23 protein-coding genes are annotated in these 19,906 nt (G+C 64.3%); 12 read left to right on the top strand and 11 right to left on the bottom strand.

The window, feature by feature from the left end:
* Positions 1-2 precede the first annotated feature (2 nt).
* Both R2C4_RS12110 and R2C4_RS12105 read left to right on the top strand, forming a co-directional pair.
* Complete coding sequence (locus R2C4_RS12110; RefSeq protein ID WP_244940723.1) at positions 3-353, top strand: DUF2946 family protein; 351 nt, start codon at positions 3-5, stop codon at positions 351-353.
* Positions 354-409: 56 nt separating this feature from the next.
* On the top strand, positions 410-898 hold the full coding sequence (locus tag R2C4_RS12105; RefSeq protein ID WP_141890832.1) for a copper chaperone PCu(A)C: 489 nt from the start codon (positions 410-412) through the stop codon (positions 896-898).
* A 97-nt stretch (positions 899-995) separates the two neighbouring features.
* Here the strand turns inward: R2C4_RS12105 and R2C4_RS12100 are convergent, their stop codons facing one another.
* Positions 996-1,694 carry an NAD-dependent deacylase gene (locus R2C4_RS12100; RefSeq protein ID WP_141890831.1) on the bottom strand — a complete coding sequence of 233 codons (699 nt, stop codon included), beginning with the start codon at positions 1,692-1,694 and terminating at the stop codon, positions 996-998.
* Between the two features lie 49 nt (positions 1,695-1,743).
* Between R2C4_RS12100 and R2C4_RS12095 the strand changes: the two genes are divergently transcribed.
* Positions 1,744-2,181, top strand: coding sequence for a low molecular weight protein-tyrosine-phosphatase (locus R2C4_RS12095; protein ID WP_141890830.1), 438 nt, complete (start codon positions 1,744-1,746; stop codon positions 2,179-2,181).
* Here the strand turns inward: R2C4_RS12095 and R2C4_RS12090 are convergent, their stop codons facing one another.
* The 4 genes from R2C4_RS12090 to R2C4_RS12075 all read right to left on the bottom strand — a co-directional run bounded on the left by R2C4_RS12090 (position 2,182) and on the right by R2C4_RS12075 (position 5,654).
* A complete protein-coding gene (locus tag R2C4_RS12090; protein WP_058285934.1) occupies positions 2,182-3,147 on the bottom strand; it encodes a LysR family transcriptional regulator in 966 nt (321 codons plus the stop codon).
* Between the two features lie 171 nt (positions 3,148-3,318).
* Positions 3,319-3,630, bottom strand: coding sequence for a hypothetical protein (locus R2C4_RS12085; protein ID WP_058285933.1), 312 nt, complete (start codon positions 3,628-3,630; stop codon positions 3,319-3,321).
* Positions 3,631-3,780: 150 nt separating this feature from the next.
* Positions 3,781-3,963: a hypothetical protein gene (locus R2C4_RS12080; protein ID WP_008555705.1), complete on the bottom strand. Its 183-nt coding sequence runs from the start codon at positions 3,961-3,963 to the stop codon at positions 3,781-3,783.
* 371 nt (positions 3,964-4,334) lie between these two features.
* Positions 4,335-5,654, bottom strand: coding sequence for a hypothetical protein (locus tag R2C4_RS12075; protein ID WP_141890829.1), 1,320 nt, complete (start codon positions 5,652-5,654; stop codon positions 4,335-4,337).
* Positions 5,655-5,700: 46 nt separating this feature from the next.
* On the opposite strand from R2C4_RS12075, the gene lepA reads away from it, so the two are divergent.
* The 3 genes from lepA (at position 5,701) to R2C4_RS12060 (ending at position 9,746) form a co-directional block, all read left to right on the top strand.
* The gene (gene lepA, locus R2C4_RS12070; RefSeq protein ID WP_141890828.1) at positions 5,701-7,515 is read left to right on the top strand and encodes a translation elongation factor 4; all 1,815 of its coding nucleotides are present in this window, start codon (positions 5,701-5,703) and stop codon (positions 7,513-7,515) included.
* A 360-nt stretch (positions 7,516-7,875) separates the two neighbouring features.
* Positions 7,876-9,210: a hypothetical protein gene (locus tag R2C4_RS12065; protein WP_141890827.1), complete on the top strand. Its 1,335-nt coding sequence runs from the start codon at positions 7,876-7,878 to the stop codon at positions 9,208-9,210.
* Between the two features lie 293 nt (positions 9,211-9,503).
* Positions 9,504-9,746, top strand: coding sequence for a hypothetical protein (locus R2C4_RS12060; protein ID WP_141890826.1), 243 nt, complete (start codon positions 9,504-9,506; stop codon positions 9,744-9,746).
* 61 nt (positions 9,747-9,807) lie between these two features.
* On the opposite strand, the gene R2C4_RS12055 is transcribed toward R2C4_RS12060, so the two are convergent.
* The gene (locus tag R2C4_RS12055; protein WP_024089362.1) at positions 9,808-9,945 is read right to left on the bottom strand and encodes an entericidin A/B family lipoprotein; all 138 of its coding nucleotides are present in this window, start codon (positions 9,943-9,945) and stop codon (positions 9,808-9,810) included.
* 181 nt (positions 9,946-10,126) lie between these two features.
* Between R2C4_RS12055 and R2C4_RS12050 the strand changes: the two genes are divergently transcribed.
* The 5 genes from R2C4_RS12050 (at position 10,127) to R2C4_RS21310 (ending at position 14,486) form a co-directional block, all read left to right on the top strand.
* Positions 10,127-10,453, top strand: a complete 327-nt coding sequence (locus R2C4_RS12050) for a TraR/DksA family transcriptional regulator (RefSeq protein ID WP_141890825.1) — start codon at positions 10,127-10,129, stop codon at positions 10,451-10,453.
* A 163-nt stretch (positions 10,454-10,616) separates the two neighbouring features.
* Complete coding sequence (locus R2C4_RS12045) at positions 10,617-10,919, top strand: TraR/DksA family transcriptional regulator (protein WP_141890824.1); 303 nt, start codon at positions 10,617-10,619, stop codon at positions 10,917-10,919.
* A 233-nt stretch (positions 10,920-11,152) separates the two neighbouring features.
* Complete coding sequence (locus tag R2C4_RS12040) at positions 11,153-11,806, top strand: protein-L-isoaspartate O-methyltransferase family protein (protein ID WP_141890823.1); 654 nt, start codon at positions 11,153-11,155, stop codon at positions 11,804-11,806.
* Between the two features lie 133 nt (positions 11,807-11,939).
* Complete coding sequence (locus tag R2C4_RS12035; protein WP_058285926.1) at positions 11,940-13,346, top strand: TolC family outer membrane protein; 1,407 nt, start codon at positions 11,940-11,942, stop codon at positions 13,344-13,346.
* A gap of 75 nt (positions 13,347-13,421) precedes the next feature.
* Positions 13,422-14,486, top strand: a complete 1,065-nt coding sequence (locus R2C4_RS21310) for a hypothetical protein (protein ID WP_208764490.1) — start codon at positions 13,422-13,424, stop codon at positions 14,484-14,486.
* A 324-nt stretch (positions 14,487-14,810) separates the two neighbouring features.
* Here the strand turns inward: R2C4_RS21310 and R2C4_RS12025 are convergent, their stop codons facing one another.
* Entirely contained in the window at positions 14,811-16,271 is a 1,461-nt protein-coding gene (locus R2C4_RS12025; RefSeq protein WP_141890822.1) for a cobyric acid synthase, read from the bottom strand.
* A gap of 196 nt (positions 16,272-16,467) precedes the next feature.
* The gene (locus tag R2C4_RS12020) at positions 16,468-16,785 is read right to left on the bottom strand and encodes a DUF6280 family protein (RefSeq protein ID WP_008556013.1); all 318 of its coding nucleotides are present in this window, start codon (positions 16,783-16,785) and stop codon (positions 16,468-16,470) included.
* Between the two features lie 217 nt (positions 16,786-17,002).
* On the opposite strand from R2C4_RS12020, the gene efp reads away from it, so the two are divergent.
* Entirely contained in the window at positions 17,003-17,566 is a 564-nt protein-coding gene (gene efp, locus R2C4_RS12015; RefSeq protein ID WP_008556228.1) for an elongation factor P, read from the top strand.
* A gap of 133 nt (positions 17,567-17,699) precedes the next feature.
* Here efp and R2C4_RS12010 read toward each other — a convergent pair whose 3' ends face one another.
* The 3 genes from R2C4_RS12010 to ygfZ form a co-directional block, all read right to left on the bottom strand.
* The gene (locus R2C4_RS12010) at positions 17,700-18,245 is read right to left on the bottom strand and encodes a hypothetical protein (RefSeq protein WP_141890821.1); all 546 of its coding nucleotides are present in this window, start codon (positions 18,243-18,245) and stop codon (positions 17,700-17,702) included.
* Positions 18,246-18,317: 72 nt separating this feature from the next.
* A complete protein-coding gene (locus R2C4_RS12005; RefSeq protein WP_141890820.1) occupies positions 18,318-19,121 on the bottom strand; it encodes a fructosamine kinase family protein in 804 nt (267 codons plus the stop codon).
* Entirely contained in the window at positions 19,118-19,852 is a 735-nt protein-coding gene (gene ygfZ, locus R2C4_RS12000) for a CAF17-like 4Fe-4S cluster assembly/insertion protein YgfZ (RefSeq protein ID WP_141890819.1), read from the bottom strand. The genes R2C4_RS12005 and ygfZ overlap by 4 nt, the downstream gene beginning before the upstream one ends.
* Positions 19,853-19,906 lie beyond the last annotated feature (54 nt).

Genomic DNA, 19,906 nt, shown 5'->3' with positions numbered 1-19,906 from the left:
TGATGATCCGTGCCTTGCGCATATCCCTTGGCCTGTTCCTGGCCCTGATGGTCGCCCTGACCGCCCACAGCGCCGCCGCCCGGCAGGGGGAGCGCGATGCCGCGGGCCAGATGGTGATCTGCACCGGCACCGGCCCGGTCATCATCTATGTGGACAGCGAGGGTCAGCCGGTAAAGCCGCCGCACCATTGCCCCGATTGTGTCGTGCATGTCCTGGACGCGGTGATGCAGCCTGCGGGGCTGGTGCTGCCGGTTGCGGTTTCCAGCAAAGTGGCTGCCGTGCGGGCAGCTGCGCTGCCCGCGGTGCAGCAGATCCTGCGCGCCACCGCCCGCGCGCCGCCTGCTGCCGCCTGAACGGCCAGGACCACTCCCAATTTGAAAACTGAATACCTACCAAGAGGAGACAGGATATGTCCCTGAAGTCTGTTGTCTTTGCAGCCGCGGCGGCTGCTGCCTTTGCCACTTCTGCCTTTGCGGGCGATGCCATGATCATGGTGCACGGCCAGTACGCGCGGGTGTCCTCGCCGGCTGCCAAGGCCGGTGCCGCCTTCATGGAAATCATGAACAAGGGCGAGGCCGATGATCAGCTGATCGGCGTGCGCTCCGACGTGGCGGCCAAGGTGCAGCTGCACACCCACAAGGAAGGCGGCGACGGCGTCATGAAGATGATGCATGTGGAGGAAGGCTTTGCCGTGCCGGCAGGCGCTACCCATATGCTGCAGCGCGGCGGCGACCACATCATGTTCATGGGCCTGAAGCAGCCGCTGAACCACGGCGATGTGGTGAAGGTCACGCTGGTGTTCGAGAAAGCCGGCGAGGTCGAAATTGACGTGCCGGTGGATCTGGAGCGCCAGGACGGGGCCCACGGAAACATGGATCACTCCACCCACACCAATTAAGGCCCGCAGGGCAGGGCGGGCGCGGCGTCAGGCTGCGCCGCAGCCCTCCTTCGCGCCCAAAGCCCGCCCTTGCGGCGGGCTTTTTTGGTGTTTGGGGCTAGCGGAGCAGCTCCGCCACCCAGGCGGGCACGGTTTCGCTGGCCGGGCCGAAGCGGCGCTCAGCAAAGCGGGAGGCGGCGGCGGAGGGTTCCAGGTTCAGCTCCACCGTATGCGCGCCCGCCAGATGCGCCTCATCGACAAAGGCCGCGGCGGGGTAGACCTCGCCCGAGGTGCCGATGGCGGCAAACAAATCCGCCTCCGCCAGATGGGCATAGATCTCCTCCATGAAATACGGCATCTCGCCGAACCAGACCACATCGGGCCGCCCCGCAGGTGCCGCGCAGGCGGGGCAGGGCTGGCCGGTCTGCATCTCCAGCGGCGCAGGCCAGCGGTGCCCGCAAACCGCGCAGAGCGCGCCTGCCAGCGTGCCGTGCATATGCAGCACCTGCGCGGCCCCGCCCGCCTCATGCAGGGCGTCGACATTCTGGGTGACAATCACCACCTCGCCCGGATGGTCCGCCTGAAGCTGCGCCAGCGCCTGATGCGCCGGGTTGGGCTGCGCCTTTGCCGCCTGCGCCCGGCGGGCGTTATAGAAGCCATGCACCAGATCCGGGTTGCGCGCGAAGCCTTCCGGCGTCGCCACATCCTCGATCCGGTGCTGCGCCCAGAGGCCGCCCTCATCGCGGAAGGTTCCCAGCCCGCTTTCGGCGGAAATCCCGGCGCCGGTCAGGATCACTATCTTCGCGCTCTTTTCCATTGCCCTGAAACCCCCTATCACTGCTCCCGTCCAAAGGAGCCGTTTGCCAATGCCTACCCGTATTCTGTTTGTCTGCCTAGGAAACATCTGCCGCTCCCCGGCGGCGGAGGGGGTGTTCCGCGCACTCTGCCCGGAAGCCGAGACCGACAGCGCCGGCACGGCGTCCTACCACGTGGGAGAGCCGCCCTACGGCCCGATGCAGGCGGCGGCGCGGGCGCGGGGGCTGGATCTCTCGGACCTGCGCGCGCGGCAGTTCCGGGGCGCTGATTTCGGCAGCTTCGATCTGATTGTCGCCATGGATGCCAGCAATCTGGACAACATCGAGGCGCTGCGCCCGGCAGGCAGCGAAACCCCGGTGCGCCTGTTCACCGATTACGCGCCCGAAAGCGGCGCGGACCATGTGCCGGATCCCTATTACACACGTGATTTCGACGGCTGCCTGGACCTGATCGAACAGGCCGCAAAGGGGCTCAAGGCGGCGCTCTGATTACTCTGCAATCACCCGGAAGCCGCCTGCCAGGAACGGCAGCTGCTGCACCGCCGGGTCGATCATCTTGCTTTGCACCAGGCGGCGCACGGTTTCGGCCACATCGCGCGGCACCCGGTCGGCCCAGTCGGCGGCAGTGAACAGAGAGATCGTGCGGGACATCTCGCCAAAGGGCAGCGGGAAGGCGTCGATCTGGTCGTGGAAGCGCCCCGCGCGCATGAAGCCCAGCGGCGTGGTGATCGCCCAGCCGATCCGCCGCGCCACCATCGCCATCAGCGCCAGATGCGAGCCGACCTCGAACCGGTCCTCGACCTCCAGCTTCTGGCGGCTCAGCAGCGCCTCGATCTGCTGCGAGATCAGCTGCTCGCGGGCATAGCGCAGGAACGGCAGCCCCTGCAGCTGCTCCGCCGCCTGCGCCGCGTCCGAGACCGCACCGCGCGGCGCCACCAGGATGAAGGGATCGCGCACCAGCGGGTATTCCACCAGCCCCTCGTGCAAGCCCCCGGCGGTGGCGGCGACGGCGATATGCAGCTCGCGCGCCTCCAGCGCGCGGATGATGTCGTGGCTGGAGGCGGTGATCATCTTGAACCGGCACTGGGTCAGGCTGTCGGCCAGGATGGTGGCCAGCCGCGGCGTCAGGTCATTGTCGAAATCGTCGATCAGCCCGATCGACAGCGCCTGCAGGTGGGACAGGTCCATCACCGTCAGCTCGCTCTGCGCCAGCCGCAGCTCGCCCAGCACCGCCTCGGTCCGCGACAGGAAGCTGCGCCCCGCCGCCGTCAGCACCATCGGGCGGCGTCCATGGTCGATCAGCTCGCTGTCCAGCGCCTTTTCCAGGTTGCGCATCTGCTGGCTGACGGCGGGCTGGCTCAGGCCGGTCAGCTCAGCCGCCTGCGCCACCGAGCCGGTCTTGGCCAAAGCCTCGAACACTTCCAGCCCGCGCAGGGTAACACCTTTGATCAACATATGAACTGCTCCAATACCTTGCGCCGTTCTTTCCGGTTTGGGGCAGTGCGGTCAAGAGGGGCGGGGCCGAGGCTCCGGCCCGCTGCGAAAATGCCGCAGCGCGAATGTATCAAAACGGCAAAAAGGCGCCCCCGGGGGACGCCTTGGCACTGCCTGGGCAGGCGGCGCGGCTCAGCTGCAGCTGCGCGCCGCGTGGTCGCCAAAGGCCTTGTAGCGCTGCCACAGCCGCTCGTCATTGCGGTTGCTGGACTGGCGCACGACCTGGGCCTTGTGCGGGTCCGCAAACCACTTGGAGACGGTCTTGCGCTCCGAGCGTGTCAGGCTGCGGTTGGCGACATTCTGGATGCAGCTGCACAAGGACGGCGTCGCGGCGGTGCGGTCCGACTGGCGGCAGGCGCGCTCAATGGCGCCGGCCGAGACGCCTGCGGGCGCCAGTGCTGCAAGAAATCCTGCGCAAAGCGCGGCTGTCAGGAAAGGTTTCATCTGCTCATGCCCCGGTTCTTGGCAAGCGGGTCTGATGCCCGCGGGAATGGCCCGCAGTATGGCGCAAGCCGGGGCGCGTTTCAATCGTGGTAAACGGGGGGGCAAAGGCGCCGGAGCGCTGCGGCTTGCGGCGCTCCGGCGGCCTGGTGCTCAGGTCTGGTTCGGCCCGCGCATGGCGCGCACGGCCTGGCGCACGGCTTTCCAGTCTGCGGCCTCGGCGTCCTTGCCGGCTTCTTCGCATTCGCGCATTTTCTGCGCGGCTTCGGCCTCGGCCTTGTCGCCATGCGCGCTGTAGAGCGCGCGAGCATACTCAGCGGCTTTGATTGCATCCATGCGGGTCGTCCTCCTTTGCTGTGGTCATCACCCGTCAGCGGGGCGCGCGTCTCGCGGTAGGCATGGAGTATAGCGCATTTTGGCCGGGCGTGCAGGGAACCGGGAGAATTTGAGGGGTTCGGGAGGTGCGGGAAGGGCAGGGACCAAAGGCCGTGCAGCAAGTCGGAGGGCAGTGCCCGCCCGTTTTGCCGGAGGCAAACCTTTGGTTTGACGGGGCGGATCTGGCGCTGCCCGGCGGTGCCGCCGGGCGGGAGGTTTATGAGCACTGTCCGATGGTGGTCGTCGAGGGCTGTGGCTGACCTTGGGGAGGCGCATCGCGCTTTCCCGTGGGGAAGGTCAGGCGCGGCCCGGCCTCTCGGCCGGGCGGGAGGCTAGATTTCTAGCGTGCTCTCTGCCGACACCGGTGTGCGTGCGGGAACGGCTTTGGAAGGTGAAGATACGTCACCAAAAATCATGTCGCGATAGTGGGAGATGTTTTCAAGCCGGCGCTGTGTGCCTTCGGCGTCTCCGCTCACGAACCATAGGCCAGTGCAAAGAGCCGCGTACAGTTTCCAGTCGCCTAGGCTTGTGCCCAGTTGCTTCTTGAAGGCATCGGAGAAAACCGAGGGTTTTGAGATGCTCGCTTTCTGAAGTTCATTTTCGAGCTGAGCGACTTTCGCATTGAGGCGGCCAATCTCTGCGCGCAGCTGATCTTCCGTTTCACTCGCAATGGTCCTGTCGCTGGGCGCATCCTGAATGGTTGAATTCACCGCCAGCAGCAAGGCAGGTAAAGCCGCCAGAGGCTCCAACGCTTCAGGGAGCGCATTGGCGCCGGTTTCCGCGTGAAAGCGTTCAATGCTTTGGGTGACCTGCGCGGCGAGGCCTTGCAGGGTTGCAGAGGCAATAACCCGGTTTTTGAACAAGTGGCTGACGGACTTGGGTTCGTGCTTAGGGAAACTTTCTTTGCTTGTCGGCGGCGCGTCGAATTCAGCCCTGATGCGCTCGATTTCGGCTGCGACGGCTTCGGGGCTAGCGTTCCAGACGGGATCTTCGATTAGGGCAACCTGCCGCTGGAGTTCCCAGTCGAGCGGTTCTCCCTCAAGAAAGCCTTGGTACCAAGTGCGCCAAAAGGACCAACAACTATGGGATAGTTTCTTTGTCCATGAAGCCAAGTCGAATGACCCGCCTAATCTTTGGTAGAACAGTAGTGAAGGGTCATCAGGCAGATGAGCCAATTCCATTTGGAGGCGGTGAAGCTCTCGCATACAGGTCTGAAAGGAAAAGTTAGACAGATGTCTTTCAATAATATCAGTTGGTTCCGGTGTAGCTGATTGTGTAGCCAGTTGCCGCGCACTGTGGTCTATTAAAATTGATGCCTCACCTGAATTGGATAGCCAGACTGAAACATCTGGGGAGTGTTCGTTTAAAAATGCATTCGCCATTGTGATGGATGGAAAAATCGGCAGTGCGTCTGGATCTTGTATGTAACAACATTGGCCCAACAGGCTGCGAAGGTGTGACAAGAAGAAGAGATTTGCACGAGGGCCTTCTTCTGGACTTGGCAGTCCTGCAGCCAGTAGTGGGATGGTAGTGAGAGCGGTTCGAACTAGCAGGACATTGTGGAAGGGTTTTGCCGTTGGTTCAGCAAGTCTGGACGCAAAAGCTTGAAACTCTGCCTCCAACTCATTGCGATCTTGCTCATCCATGTCCATTCAATCCACCTTGACCAAACCCCGAATCCAAATCATATGCCTGAGCATGACTGACCTCGCTCACATCCGCAATTTCTCCATCGTCGCCCATATCGACCATGGCAAATCCACCCTCGCTGACCGGCTCATCCAGGAGACCGGGACGGTGAAGGACCGCGACATGAAGGAACAGCTGCTCGACGCCATGGACATCGAGCGCGAGCGGGGGATCACCATCAAGGCCAACACCGTGCGCATCGACTACACCGCGCAGAACGGCGAGACCTATGTCCTGAACCTGATCGACACCCCCGGCCACGTCGACTTCGCCTATGAGGTCTCCCGCTCCATGCGCGCGGTTGAGGGCTCGCTCTTGGTCGTCGACTCGACGCAAGGGGTGGAGGCGCAGACGCTCGCCAACGTCTATCAGGCGATTGAAGCCGATCACGAGATCGTTCCCGTCCTGAACAAGATCGACCTGCCGGCCTCCGACTGCGACCGGGTGGCGGAACAGATCGAGGATGTGATCGGCATCGACGCTTCCGGCGCCATCCAGGTCTCGGCCAAGACCGGCCAGGGCATCCGCGAAACACTGGAGGCGATCGTCCAGCACCTGCCCGCGCCCAAGGGCACCCGCGACGCGCCGCTCAAGGCGATGCTGGTCGACAGCTGGTACGACAGCTACCTCGGCGTGATCGTTCTGGTCCGCATCATGGACGGCGTCCTGAAAAAAGGCATGCGGGTCAAGTTCATGTCGAACAACACCCTGCACCACGTCGACCGCATCGGCGTCTTCCGCCCCGCCATGCAGACGGTGGACGAGCTGGGGCCGGGCGAGATCGGCTTCCTCACCGCCTCGATCAAGCAGGTGCGCGACACCCGCGTCGGCGACACCATCACCAACGACCGCAACGGCACCGAAAAAGCCCTGCCGGGCTTCAAACCCGCCCAGCCGGTGGTGTTCTGCGGCCTGTTCCCGGTCGACTCCGCCGAATTCGAGGACCTGCGCGACGCCATCGACAAGCTGGCGCTGAACGACGCGTCCTTCTCCTTCGAGATGGAAACCTCCGCCGCCCTCGGCTTCGGCTTCCGCTGCGGCTTCCTGGGCCTGCTGCACCTCGAAGTCATCCGCGACCGGATCGAGCGCGAATATGATATCGAGCTGATCACAACCGCGCCCAGCGTGATCTACCACGTCTACATGAAGGGCAAGGACAACGAGCCCGGCGAGATGATCGAGCTGCACAACCCCGCCGACATGCCCGACCCCTCCAAGGTCGACCACATCCAGGAGCCGCGCATCAAGGCGACCATCCTGGTGCCGGACGAATACCTGGGCGACGTGCTGAAGCTCTGCCAGGACCGCCGCGGCATCCAGATGGATCTCTCCTACGCCGGCTCCCGCGCCATGGTGGTCTATGACCTGCCGCTGAACGAGGTGGTCTTCGACTTCTACGACCGCCTGAAATCGGTGACCAAGGGCTATGCCTCCTTCGACTACCAGATGATCGGCTACCGCCAGGACAACCTGGTCAAGATGTCGGTGCTGGTGAACGACGAGCCGGTGGATGCGCTCTCTACCATGGTCCACCGCGACCGGGCCGAGATGCGCGGCCGGGCGATGTGCGAGAAGCTCAAGGAACTGATCCCGCGCCACATGTTCAAGATCCCGATCCAGGCCGCCATCGGCGGCAAGGTGATCGCCCGCGAGACCCTCTCGGCGCTCCGCAAGGACGTGACCGCCAAATGCTACGGCGGCGACGCCACCCGGAAGCGGAAGCTTCTGGACAAGCAGAAAGCGGGCAAGAAGAAGATGCGCCAGTTCGGCAAGGTGGATATTCCGCAGGAAGCGTTCATTTCCGCCCTCAAAATGGACAGCTAAGGCTGACCATTTTCGAGGGCGCGCGGGCGAAAGCGGTTGGCGCAGCCAATTGCGTGCCCGCACCCCGGCGTTCTGCGGCGGAAACGAGACCTATTCAAACGGTTGCAACACGGGGCTTCGGCCCCGTTTTTCGTTGCTGGCCGATCCAATGTCCCGCCCGGCGGCACGCTAAGCGGAAGCGGAACCTTAAGTTCTTGGACAAGCCAAAGGCGGGCAAGAAGATGCGACAGTTCGGCAAGATGGACATATCACAAGAGGCAATCATCTCTGCGTTGAGGGTGGATGAATGGGCTGATCTAGGGTTGCGTGAGGAGTAGGTTGGGCGTACTTAATCCTGGCATTTCTATCGGAGTCAGGAAAATGTCTAAGTCGAAAGGCAAAACAGCCCTCGCCCCCCAGCACTCGTCTGTTCTGTTGCCCGAAATAGAGGCAAATTCAGAAGAGTTAATTTCTGATGTAACAAGCGCACTTGGCGTAGATAGAGAGCTATTGCCAAGCGATGAGCAAATTTCTCATGTTTGGAGCAATATTCCGCGTCAATTGCGTAAGATCCCCCCTGAATTAAGGGACTTGGGCATGGTTCGGCTGTGTTTGGCAGCAAGTGTGGGTCTATTTGATAGTTCTATAAACTACATTTGGAATGCTACTATTCTCGAATTGCGGAGAAAAATTTCCACGTTTGGTCTCAATACTGTCAGTCAGATGACTGGCGACAACTATACGGAGGAAAGCCTTAAGGAGTCGAAAGATTTTGATCTCCTAAAGTTGTGCCTGCAGCTTAACTTGCTTTCTGAAGAGGCCCACTTCAAGCTTGATCAGTGCCGAGCTATGCGCAACCACTTTTCTGCTGCGCACCCATCTATGGGAGATGTGGATGAGGATGAAGTAATAAGCTTCATGAGCCGATGTGCCAAATATGCTCTTTCAGGAACGGAAACGCCGACTGGAGTAGATATTTCTGAGTTGGTTAAGGCGCTTAAGGGGGCAACGCTCACTGAATCTCAGAAAGAGTTTTGGGAGCAAAAAATCTCAGGTACTAATTCTGCTCAAAAGAGTTTTATTGCTAACTCGCTGCACGGGATTTATTGTGATCCGGGGTCGGCCCAGAGCACTCGGCAAAATTGCATCGATGTGGCGTCTGAAGTTTTTGAGACGCCATCAGAGCTTTCTGGGGCGATAGACGCGCACATAAAATACAAAGGGCGTGGTGAGGAAGCAAAAGTCGCTGCATCTAGAGAGTTTTTCCGTCAAATAGGAAGAGTCGATTGCCTGTCTGAGAGTGAAATTCATGATCTCTTTAGTCGTGAGTGCGACAGGCTGATGAATGTTCATAATCAGTTTGACAATTTTTATAACGAAGTTCCTTTTGCTGAAAGGTTGCTCGAAACCTTCAGTCAAACTACGCCGCCTGAGACGGTTCGAGATAAGCTCGTGGATACCCTAATTACTTGTTCTGTGGGTAATGAATATGGAACCTCGCGTGGAGCAGATGTTTACTACAAGCAAGCTATTGAAAAATTTTCGGCTGCTATGATTGCTAGAATGCTGGATATTCCAAATGAACGCAACCTTGTCGCATCTCGAATCAAAACAGAAAACAGGTGCAGGAATAAATATGTGTCTATTCTCAAAAGCGTTGATCGTGAGAGCGTACCGGTGAGGTATAAAAAGCAATTCGATAAATGGGTTTCTTAAGGAGGCTAGATAAATCTCCGACTGCCATTACGTTGTAGCTTTGTCTATGTTCCGCCCGGTCGCCAGACCGGGCAGCGCCCGTCCCGCCCCCCACGGGGCGGGCGCTTCGCTTCCCACCCCGCCGGGCCGAGCGCTGACCTCCGCGCTCGGATCTGACATCTCCGCTACCATCCGGGCGGAGAGTCCCCCATGCGCCACTCTCCGCCCATCCGCCGCCCCCCCGCAACTCTCCGACTGAAAACCCACCCGTTCCATGCTATCCTCCACCCCGTTCATCTGGGGAGGATAACACCATGAAACACCTGACTTTGGCCGCCGCGATCGCTCTCTTGGCGTCTCCGGTGCTGGCCGGGCAATGTCCCGCCGACATTGCCGCCATCGACGCGGCACTGGCGGCTGGCACCGAACTGTCGGAAGAAGATCTGGCAACCGTCCAGGAACTGCGCGACGAGGGCCAGGCCCTGCATGACAGCGGCGATCATGACGCCTCGGTTCAGACCCTGGCCGAAGCCAAGACGCTGCTGGGCATCGAATAACCCGCAACAGAAAACGCCCGGCGGCAAAACCGGGCGTTTCCAAGCTGCAAGTCCGGTCGGTTTACAGTGCGTCCTGCACGTCCTGCGCGGCGCCGCTGATCGCCTGGCCGGCCTTGGAAATGTCGCGCCCCGCGCCCTTGGTGGTCTCGCAGGCCGCCAGGCCCAGCAGCATCAGCGCACATGTGAAAATCCGGATCATCGTCGAAGGCTCCTCATCTCTGCTCAAACCCTTTGGCAAATACCTAGCAAGCCGCCCCGGCGCAGGCCAGCGGATTTGCAGGCCGGCGGATTTGCGGGGCAGGCAAGGGGCTTGAGCCAAGTCAAGGCCGGGGCTCCGGGGCCGGGCTACTCTGCGCAGGACATTACAGGAGGCAGACATTATGGATCTTTCCACCCGCAAACAGGCGCTGGAGGCGCGCCGCACTGAGCTGACCGGGCATCTGAGCGAGGTTGAGCACACGCTGGACGCGCCGATGCCCAAGGACTGGGAGGACCGCGCCTCCGAGCGGCAGGGCGATGAGGTGCTGGAAAGCCTCGGCAAGGCGGAACTGGACGAATTGCGCCGGATCGATGCGGCGCTGGCCCGGATCAAGGCGGGCACCTACGGCATCTGCGCCTCCTGCGGCGAGATGATTTCGGACGCGCGCCTGGACCTGCTGCCCGCCGCGCCGCTGTGCAAGACCTGCGCCGCGGAGGGGGCGGGCTGAGCCTGCGCCCCGGCCCCAGCGGCGGCCGCTGGGGTTTACCAAAAATTTGCAACTTATAAGGTAGTGCAATCCTTCGAAATCGCGGGCATATTGATCTGGATCAAGGCTGTGGCTTTGACCTTGCGGCACGTTGCGCGAAAAATTGAGCTGGAGGGTATGGACTATGAACTTTTCCACCAGAAAACAAACGCTTGAGGTGCGCCGGATGGAGCTGGCGGGGATTCTGTCGCAGGCCGGACTCGCGGCGGAGGCGGCCGCGGCCTATGCCGCGTCCCGTCTGCAGCGGGCACCGGCCGCCGGGGTGCCGGCCAAGGCCAGCCTGGACGAGCTGCGCCGCATCGACGCGGCGCTGGCCCGCCTGCGCGAGGGGTCATACGGCTTCTGCCAGATCTGCGGCGACGATATCGCCGACGACTGGCTGGACCAGCGCCCGGCCTCGCCGTTCTGCAAAAGCTGCGCTGCCTAGCCGGGGCAGGGCGCAGCCGCACGGGCCGCGCGCCCGCATCCGCCGGAAACCATAAGCTTCTCACAGCCAGCGGGCGCCCGTCCCGCTGGCTGCTGCCGTTTGCGGCGGGGGCGGCGGCGGCGCGCCGCGGCAGCGCTGCACCAGTCGCGGCTTTCGCGCCAAAGGCCCCGTTGCCGTGCCTGCCGGGATGTGCCACAACCTGATGCAACAGACTGAACACATGAGTTTAGCAAATGCCTGATTTCGCCGAACGCCGCCGTATGATGGTGGACACCCAGATCCGCCCGTCGGATGTCACCAAATACCCGATTATCGAAGCCATGCTGGCGGTCCCGCGCGAGCAGTTCGTGCCCGCCGCGCAGCGCGAGGCGGCCTATGCCGACCAGAACGTGAGCCTCGGCGGCAGCCGCGTGCTGCTGGAGCCGCGCACCCTGGCCAAGATGCTGGATGCGCTGGACATCCAGAAGGACGAGCTGGTGCTCGATGTGGCCTGCGGGCTGGGCTATTCCACCGCGGTTGCGGCGCGGGTGGCGCAGATGGTGATCGGCGTCGAGGAAGACGAGGATTTGGCGGAGGACGCCCAGACGCTGCTGTCCGAGACCGGTGCCGACAATGCGATCGTGCACACCGGCCCGCTGGCAGAGGGCGCGGCCGAACACGGGCCGTATGACGTGATCCTGGTGCAGGGCGGGGCAGAGGAGCTGCCGGCGCCGCTGCTGGCGCAGCTCAAGGACGGCGGCCGGATTGCGGCGCTGATGATGACCGGCGCGCTGGGCGAGGTGAAGATCGGCTACAAGAGCGGCGGCGGGATTTCCTGGCGGTTCGACTTCAACGCCGCCGCGCCGGTGCTGCCGGGCTTTGCTGCTGCGCGTGAATTTGCGCTCTGACCGCACCGGTCGGGCACGGCGGCTGACGGGGCGGGGCCGCCGCCACAGGGGAGAGGCCGGACGCCGGTGACGCTGGCGCCTGGACACGGACAACTCACCGCGGCTGGCGGCGCGGCAGAACAAAAGGCAGGCAATGCGAATGAAATTCCCGGCGAGTGTGTTTAAGGCTTTTGTGTTTGCCGGCGGCGTGGCCGCCACGGCGCTGATGCCGCTTCAGGCGGCTGCGGACAACCTGTCCGACGCCATGATCGGCGCCTATAAGACCAGCGGTCTGCTGGAGCAGAACCGGGCGCTGCTGCGCGCCGCGGACGAAGACGTCGCAATTGCCCTGTCCCGGCTGCGCCCGCTGGTCCAGTGGACGGTGAACGCGGCCAACTCCTATAACGAGGTCAACTTCAATCAGACCCGCAACACCCTCTCCACCCAGCTGGAGCTGACCCAGCTGCTGTATGATGGCGGCGCCACCCGCCTGGACCGGCTGGCGGCTCAGGAAATCGTGCTGGCCACCCGGCAGGCCCTGCTGAGCGTGGAGCAAACGGTGCTGTTCCAGGCGGTGCAGGCCTATGTCGGCGTCCTCCAGTCGCAGGAAAACGTGTCCCTGCGCCGCAACAACCTGCGGCTGCTGCAGGAGGAGCTGAAGGCCGCCCAGGACCGCTTTGAAGTGGGCGAAGTCACCCGCACGGATGTGGCGCTGGCCGAAAGCCGCGTCGCGGCGGCGCGGGCGAACCTGACGGATGCCGAGGGCACTTTGCTGACCGCCAGGGCGACCTACCAGCAGATTGTGGGCCGGGCGCCGGGTGCCATTGCCGGCCAGCCGGCCTTGCCCCGCCAGCAGGTGTCGCTTGACGGCGCGCATAACGTCGCGCTCAGGAACCAGCCGGATCTGCTGTCGCAGCAGCACGTGGTCAAGGCGCGGGAGCATCAGGTCGCGTCTGCAACTGCGGGCCTTGGGCCGACCGTGAGCCTGCGCGCAAACGCCGGGGTGAGCGAGGACGTGCAGGACGGGCTGGGGGCCGCGAATTCTTCCAGCATCGGCATCACCATGTCGCAGGATCTTTACGCCGGCGGCCGCAATGCCGCCGTCCGCCGCCGGGCCATTGCCAACGCCGACGCAGAGCGCGGCGTGCTGATCAACACCCAGCGCGCCGTCCGGCAGGCGGTGAGCGAGGCCTACTTCAACGTCGAAACCGCGCGCGCCAGCCTGGTCTCCTCCGGGGAGCGGGTGCGCGCCTCCAAGGTCGCCTTTGACGGCATCCGCGAGGAAGCCACCCTGGGCGCCCGCACCACGCTCGACGTGCTGCAGGCAGAGCAGGAATACCTCGACGCCCAGACCGAGCAGGTGAACGCCCGCGCCAACCAGGCGATTGCGGCCTATCAGCTGCTGCAGGCGCAGGGCCTGCTGACCGCCGAGCACTTGGGCCTCGCGGTGGAGATTTACGACCCGACGCTTTATTACAATCTGGTCAAGGACGCGCCCGCCCACCGCAGCAAGCGCGGCAAGGATCTGGACCGGGTGCTCAAGGCCTTGGGACGTAACTGATAATTCATCCTATCTGTTGTGCGGTTGCAGGAAGGCGGCTACACTTTCCGGCAAGAGGCAAGAGTGGTTTATAAAATGTCCGACCCAGTTACCCATGCTGAGATTGAAGATGTATTGTCCTCGATCCGCCGCCTGGTGAGCGAAGACAGCCGCGGCCAGCCCGCGGCGCCGGAACCGGCGGCCCGTCTGGTGCTGACGCCTGCGCTGCGGGTGAAGGATCCGCAAACCCGCAGCCCGGAACCGGCGGATCGCCCGGGCACCCCGGGCGGCACACCGCAGCCGGATGAGGCGCCCGCGCAGGACGCCGCCGCCGCGGCACGCCCGGCGCAGGACGCTGAGCTTGCGGAGGACGCTGGCCGCACGGAAGAGGCGGCAGACGGAACCGCAGCGGACTCCTCTGTTTCCTTCCGCCACCGCGATGCGCGCTCCGACTCCACCTCCGGCCCGGTTTCCGAGGCCGGTCCGGTTGTCCTGCGCCCCGCGCAGAAAAGCGAACCGGAGTCCGTTGCAGAGCCTGCGCAGCCCGGCGGCGCGGCGGCCCAGGCGCCCTGGGCCGACCCCGATGCCACGCTGTTTTCGGCCGCATCCGGCACCGCGCCGCAGGATACCCCGGCTGGGGGTCTGGCGGAGGATCTGGCGGGCGGCACAGCCGGCGCCCGCGCCGCCTCGGTGGTCCGCAAGATCGCCGAACTGGAGGCCCGCAGCTCTGGCGCGCGGGATCAGGCGCAGCAGCAGTGGGAGCCTGACAGCAAGACCGAAGCCCCCTTTGCCGCCACCCTGGTCGATACCATCGAATGGCGCGACGAACCGGCGCCTGTCCGCAGCACCGCTCAGGCGGAATCTGGTGCTGATTTCAGCCCTGCGGAGGAGATCCTGGAGGCCGCCGGCGAACCTGCGGAACCCGCGGATGCCGGCAGCGCGGCGGAGACGGTGGTCGAGGCCGCCTTCACCGGTGCGGCCATGGATGCGCTGGCGGAGTCCGGCGACAGCTATCTCGACGAAGAGGCTCTGCGCGATCTGGTCGCCAGCATCGTGCGCGAAGAGCTTCAGGGCCCCCTGGGCGAGCGCATCACCCGCAATGTGCGCAAGCTGGTCCGGCGCGAAATCCACCGCGCCCTGGCCGCGCATGACCTGCTCTAAGGCCTGACCGCAGCCGGCAAACCGCTGTTTGAAACAGGGTCCAGCAAGGCACGCCGAGGGCGTGCCTTTTCTGTTTGGCCAGCCCGGAGAAACAGGGAGAGGCGGACCGGCCGCCGCAGCCTTGCAACGCAGCCCGTCACCACAGCCTTGAACTGCCGCCTTTCAATAAGGGGCTCCCGCCCGGCGCGCGGCTTTTAGACAAAGCCGCTTGCCCGTTGGGCGTGGCGCCGCGCTGTGCGCGGCGCCACGCCCAAGGCCGCGGACGGTTCTGGCGCCAGCCAGGGCAGGCCTGCGGGGGCGGGAGCGCCGCCGCAACCGGCGGGGTCAGAGCGTGACGGGCTGCGCCAGCTCCAGCAGCTGGTCCAGATCCATGTAGCGCTCCAGATGACCGGCCAGCGCGTCCAGCGTCTCCTCGACGCCGTCCTCATACCCAGCCTGGCTCTCATGCCCCAAGGCCCCCAGCACGCTGGCGCGGAAAGGATCCGAGGAAAACAGCCCGTGCAGGTAGGAGCCTTTGACGCGCCCGTCGGCAGAGGCTGCGCCTTCGGGGCGGCCGCCGATGCTCAGCCAGGCGCGGGCGCAGTCGGCGCCAGTGGTGCGGCCCATGTGGATCTCATAACCGCTTACCGCCAGGTTGCCGTCGCGGGTCACCGCCTCGGTCAGCGTCACCCGCTTTTCGCCTGCCATCACCGTGTGCACGTCCAACAGGCCCAGCCCCTCGACCTTGCCGGGCCGCCCGTCGACGCCCTCGGGGTCGTCAATGGTCTGCCCGAGCATCTGGTAGCCGCCGCACAAGCCCAGCACATGGCCGCCGCGGCGGTAATGCGCCAGGATGTCGATGTCCCAGCCTTGGCGGCGGAGATAGGCGAGATCGCCGATGGTCGACTTGCTGCCGGGCAGGATCACCAGATCCGCATCGCCGGGCAGGGCCCGGCCCGGCGGCACGATCTCCACCGTCACCGCAGGCTCCGCCGCCAGCGGGTCCAGATCGTCAAAATTCGCCATCCGCTCCAGCTGCGGCACCACCACCTTGCAGGCACCGCCCTTGTGCGAGGCGATGTCCATCATGTCCTCGGCCGGCAGTTTCCAGGCATCCCAGAACCACGGCACCACGCCCAAGCTGGGCCAGCCGGTGCGCGCGGCGATATCGTCCCGCCCGCCGTCAAACAGGCTGAGGTCGCCGCGGAACCGGTTCACCAGAAACCCCACGACCCGCTCCAGGTCCTGGCGTTCAAGCACTGCATGGGTGCCGACGATCTGCGCGATCACCCCGCCGCGGTGGATGTCGCCGGCGATCACCACCGGCACCCCAGCCGCGCAGGCAAAGCCCATGTTGGCAATGTCGTTCTTGCGCAGGTTGGTCTCGGCAGGCGAGCCCGCGCCCTCGATCAGCACCAGATCCACATCCGCCGCCAGCCGCCGGTAGCTCTCCAGCGCCGCCTCCAAGAGGCCCGATTTGTCGCGCAGGAACGAGCCCGCGCCTTGGGTGCCGCGGCGCTTGCCCTGCACGATCACCTGGGCGCCGGTATCGGTCTCGGGCTTCAACAGCACCGGGTTCATGTCGGTATGCGGCGGACGCATGGCGGCCCGCGCCTGCAGCGCCTGCGCACGGCCGATCTCGCCGCCCTCGGGCGTGACGGCGGCGTTGTTGGACATGTTCTGCGGCTTGAACGGCGCCACCTTCAGCCCGCGCCGCACATAGGCGCGCGCCAGCCCCGCCACCAGCAAAGACTTGCCGACATTGCTGCCGGTGCCCTGGATCATGATCGAACGCGCGCGTGTCATCCCGCTGCCATCTCCCTGCCTGCGCCCCGCATTTCACGGGCCTGCATAGCAGGTTAGACGCTGCCGTCCATAACGGCTGCGCCGGAACCGTCGGCACGCTGCCCCGGGGCGACCGGTTGACGTTGGGGAAATTCGCGCAGGCAAAAGAAAAACGCGCCCCGAAGGGCGCGCTTTTCAGCAATGCTGGCAGCAGCCTTTAGGCGGCTTCAGCCTGTGCGGCATTGCGGCGCTCGCTTTCCTCGCGCGACAGCGCGACCGAGGTCCGTACCCCGCGGCCGACGAAGTCCATCAGGCCTTCGACCACCCGTTCGTTGGGGTCGATACCGGCGCAGGACAGCACTTCGCGGCCATCGCGCGAGCGCGCCCAGCGGGCGATTTGTTCCGGGCCATTGCCGTATTTCTTGTCGTCGGCGATGGCATCATCCAATGCGGCCAGGACCACGGCAGCAAACAGTTTGCGGGCGCGGTTGCCTTGCTCGTTGTTATAAGCGGTGCCGTCTACGAAATCTCGCATCTCGTATCCCTTGTTGTTCTTGCTATTGCAATTTTCGGCGTAGCGCTGCTTATGGCGGAATTGTGACGATTCGGATAGGGCGCAGATGCATAGCTTTCATGCAAATTGCGCATACCTTTTTCACCGATTCCACACCATATCCTTGTCTTGCCAGCGCCAAGCCCGCCAGATATAGGGGCTGGTAAGAATTCATCAACCATCTGAAAGGCATTTTTCCATGCCCAAGATCAACGGCAATGAAATCCGCCCCGGCAACGTCCTGGAACATAATGGCGGCCTTTGGGCAGCGGTGAAGGTCGATCACGTCAAACCCGGCAAGGGCGGCGCCTTTGCCCAGGTCGAGATGCGCAACCTGCGCAACGGCTCCAAACTGAACGAGCGGTTCCGCTCCGCCGATAAGGTCGAGAAGGTGCGCCTGGAGCAGAAAGACCAGCAGTTCCTCTATGAGAGCGACGGCATGCTGGTGTTCATGGACGCTGAAACCTACGAGCAGATCGAACTGCCGGCAGAGCTTCTGGGCGACCGCCGCCCGTTCCTGCAGGACGGCATGACCATCGTGGTGGAATTCCACGAGTCCGAGGCGCTGAACGCGACCCTGCCGCAGAAAGTCACCTGCAAGATCGTCGAGACCGAGCCGGTCGTCAAAGGCCAGACCGCCGCCAACTCCTTCAAGCCCGCGATCCTCGACAACGGCGTCAAGGTGATGGTGCCGCCGTTTGTCGGCCAGGACGAGATGATCGTGGTCAACACCGAGACCATGGAGTATTCCGAGCGCGCCTGATCCAGGCCGCGTCCCGGACGTGAGAAAGCCGCCCTCCCTCGGGGGCGGCTTTTTCCGTTCCTGCGCGGCGCCTAAGGCGGTTCTGAAAACTCTTGGCAGACGTTTTCAGCAAACCTGTGCGCCGGCGGATGGATCACCCCGCAGGCAGCGCCAGGCTGAAGCCGCATTCGTCCATCATCTTGCCATAGGCGGCGGTGAAGCCGCTGAGCGAGGCTTCATAAACCATATCGTTCCCCGCCCAGATCTCCACCCAGCGGCCCTGTTTCATCGCTTGCAGCATCGGCACATGGTCCTCAAACCGCAGAACGCTTTCGGCCTCCGCCAGACCTTCCTCATTGATCCTTGAATTGATCCCTGCCGCGATCGAGAACGTCCGGTCGAAGTCAAAGATGAAATCCACCGTGCCGCCCTGCTGCATCATGGTCGGGTAATGGCGCGCCGCATATTCCTGCACCTGGGCCATCGGATAGGCTGCGGGCGGGCCGGCATCGCCGGAAAACACCTCCAGCGCCAGGACCGGATCGCCGTCGCCGCCGGTCCAGGCGCGGCAGCTCAGATAGCTGTCCTGTTCCGTCACATGCGGCTCGGTGGCGGCATGCCAGTCATTGTAATTCCAGTAATCCGCCAGCGCGGGGGAGGCCGCCAGCGCAGCCAGGCAGGCCCCGAATATCAGTCGCATGAAACATCCTTTTCGTTGATCACCCGCAGGTTTTGCCCGCGACCCTAGCGCAAGGATGTGAACAGAGGATTGTCAGACCCCCAGCGCCTCCAGCCGCGCCTCCACCATCCCCCGGTAGTCGGCGCCGAACAGCCGCAGATGCACCAGCGCGGGCCACAGCTGATAGATGCGGCGGCGCGCCTCATGCCCCGGCTCCAGCGCGCCATAGCTGTCATGAAACGCCGCAGGCGGAGTGCCGAACAGGTGCAGCATCGCCAGATCAACCTCGCCGTGCCCGTGATAACAGGCCGGGTCGATCAGATAGGCGCCAGCGCCGCTGAACAGCACATTTCCGGTCCACAGATCGCCATGCAGCAGGGCGGCAGGCGGCGCGGCGGGCAGCAAGTCCGGCAGCCGCGCGCACAGCGCCTCAATCCGCAGCTGCAGATCGCGGGGCAGGGCGTCCGGGGCGGCCAGCAGGCGGCGGCGGGCCCAGAACGCCGGCCAGTCCGGCAGCGGCGCATTGGGGATCGCGACGGTGCCAAAGGCATAGTCCTCCGCCCAGCCGTACTGCCGGCCTGTCACCGAATGCAACTGCCGCAGCGCAGCGCCCAAGGCCTGCCAGCCCGCCGCGCCGGCCGCGGTCTCCTCCAGCGCCTCCATCAGCAGCACAGGACCGGCAACGCCCAGCACCTCAGGCGCAGGCACGCCCGCGGCCCGGATCGCGCGCAGCATCGCCGCCTCCGCCGCAACCATCGGCCCGGTCTTGGCCACCACCCGGCGGCCATCGCTTAAAGACAGAAGCTGCACCTCCGACAGGTCGCCGCCATGCAGCGGCCGGGCGCGCGCCACTGCCGCGCCCAGCAGGGACAGAACCGTCTGGTTCAGCCCGCTCACTCTTGCCAGGTGACGCGGGCGTCCCCGGCCTGCATCTCCCCCTTGGCGCGGTCGAACCGCAGGTAGGCAATGCCCTTGCCGCCCGATTGGGTGAACAGCGTGCCAGCCGGCTTGCCCCCGGCGGTGATCTCCGTCCCCACCGGCGCCGCGCCCTCGACCTCAACCGTGCGGAACCCCTTGCGCAGCTCGGTCTTGTGCTTCATCCGCGCGGTCACTTCCTGGCCGACATAGCAGCCCTTGCGGAAGTCCACCCCGTTCAAAGCCTCAAACCCCGCCTCCAGGATATAGCTCTCCGGCCCCAGCTCGACCCCGGTTTCCGGGATGCAATGGGCGACCCGGATCGCGTCCCAATCGCTGCCGTCATCGCCGCCTTCAAGCCCATAGAGCCGCCAGCCCATCGCCGGGTGGCGCGGATCCTCCAGCGCCCCGTCCGGAGCCGCCCCGGTGCCGCGCTTGACCTGCAGCTCCGTCATCTCCACCTGCACATCGGCGCGCAGCCGGTACATGTTCAACCGCTTCAGCAAGCCCTCGGCCAGCGCGGCGTCCACGTCCAAGAGGACCGCATCGCCATCGCCCGCCAGAAAGAAATCCGCGATGTACTTGCCCTGCGGCGTCAGAAGCGCGGCGTAAACCAAGCCGTCTTCCAGCCGCTCCACGTTATTGGTGACAAGCCCTTGCAGGAAGCTCTTGGCGTCGCTGCCGCTCAGGCGCAGGATACGGCGGTCGCTCATGTGTTTTCTCCTGTGTGCCTCTGGGGGCGTTTCGCTGCTTGGCCCAGTGATATA

It is taken from the genome of Leisingera aquaemixtae, assembly GCF_006740765.1.
Taxonomy (GTDB): Bacteria; Pseudomonadota; Alphaproteobacteria; order Rhodobacterales; family Rhodobacteraceae; genus Leisingera; species Leisingera aquaemixtae.
Note: the sequence above shows the minus strand (reverse complement) of the source record. Positions and strands in the feature narration are given on the sequence as shown.

Coding starts and splice junctions, on each gene's coding strand:
- R2C4_RS12100 (WP_141890831.1), bottom strand. CDS start 1,694: ATGGAAAAGAGCGCGAAGATAGTGATCCTGACCGGCGCCGGGATTTCC.
- R2C4_RS12040 (WP_141890823.1), top strand. CDS start 11,153: ATGCCTGATTTCGCCGAACGCCGCCGTATGATGGTGGACACCCAGATC.
- R2C4_RS12060 (WP_141890826.1), top strand. CDS start 9,504: ATGAAACACCTGACTTTGGCCGCCGCGATCGCTCTCTTGGCGTCTCCG.
- R2C4_RS12035 (WP_058285926.1), top strand. CDS start 11,940: ATGCGAATGAAATTCCCGGCGAGTGTGTTTAAGGCTTTTGTGTTTGCC.
- R2C4_RS12095 (WP_141890830.1), top strand. CDS start 1,744: ATGCCTACCCGTATTCTGTTTGTCTGCCTAGGAAACATCTGCCGCTCC.
- R2C4_RS12080 (WP_008555705.1), bottom strand. CDS start 3,963: ATGGATGCAATCAAAGCCGCTGAGTATGCTCGCGCGCTCTACAGCGCG.
- R2C4_RS21310 (WP_208764490.1), top strand. CDS start 13,422: ATGTCCGACCCAGTTACCCATGCTGAGATTGAAGATGTATTGTCCTCG.
- R2C4_RS12065 (WP_141890827.1), top strand. CDS start 7,876: ATGTCTAAGTCGAAAGGCAAAACAGCCCTCGCCCCCCAGCACTCGTCT.
- R2C4_RS12075 (WP_141890829.1), bottom strand. CDS start 5,654: ATGGACATGGATGAGCAAGATCGCAATGAGTTGGAGGCAGAGTTTCAA.
- R2C4_RS12010 (WP_141890821.1), bottom strand. CDS start 18,245: ATGCGACTGATATTCGGGGCCTGCCTGGCTGCGCTGGCGGCCTCCCCC.
- R2C4_RS12110 (WP_244940723.1), top strand. CDS start 3: ATGATCCGTGCCTTGCGCATATCCCTTGGCCTGTTCCTGGCCCTGATG.
- R2C4_RS12085 (WP_058285933.1), bottom strand. CDS start 3,630: ATGAAACCTTTCCTGACAGCCGCGCTTTGCGCAGGATTTCTTGCAGCA.
- R2C4_RS12050 (WP_141890825.1), top strand. CDS start 10,127: ATGGATCTTTCCACCCGCAAACAGGCGCTGGAGGCGCGCCGCACTGAG.
- lepA (WP_141890828.1), top strand. CDS start 5,701: ATGACTGACCTCGCTCACATCCGCAATTTCTCCATCGTCGCCCATATC.
- R2C4_RS12105 (WP_141890832.1), top strand. CDS start 410: ATGTCCCTGAAGTCTGTTGTCTTTGCAGCCGCGGCGGCTGCTGCCTTT.
- efp (WP_008556228.1), top strand. CDS start 17,003: ATGCCCAAGATCAACGGCAATGAAATCCGCCCCGGCAACGTCCTGGAA.
- ygfZ (WP_141890819.1), bottom strand. CDS start 19,852: ATGAGCGACCGCCGTATCCTGCGCCTGAGCGGCAGCGACGCCAAGAGC.
- R2C4_RS12055 (WP_024089362.1), bottom strand. CDS start 9,945: ATGATCCGGATTTTCACATGTGCGCTGATGCTGCTGGGCCTGGCGGCC.
- R2C4_RS12025 (WP_141890822.1), bottom strand. CDS start 16,271: ATGACACGCGCGCGTTCGATCATGATCCAGGGCACCGGCAGCAATGTC.
- R2C4_RS12020 (WP_008556013.1), bottom strand. CDS start 16,785: ATGCGAGATTTCGTAGACGGCACCGCTTATAACAACGAGCAAGGCAAC.
- R2C4_RS12045 (WP_141890824.1), top strand. CDS start 10,617: ATGAACTTTTCCACCAGAAAACAAACGCTTGAGGTGCGCCGGATGGAG.
- R2C4_RS12090 (WP_058285934.1), bottom strand. CDS start 3,147: ATGTTGATCAAAGGTGTTACCCTGCGCGGGCTGGAAGTGTTCGAGGCT.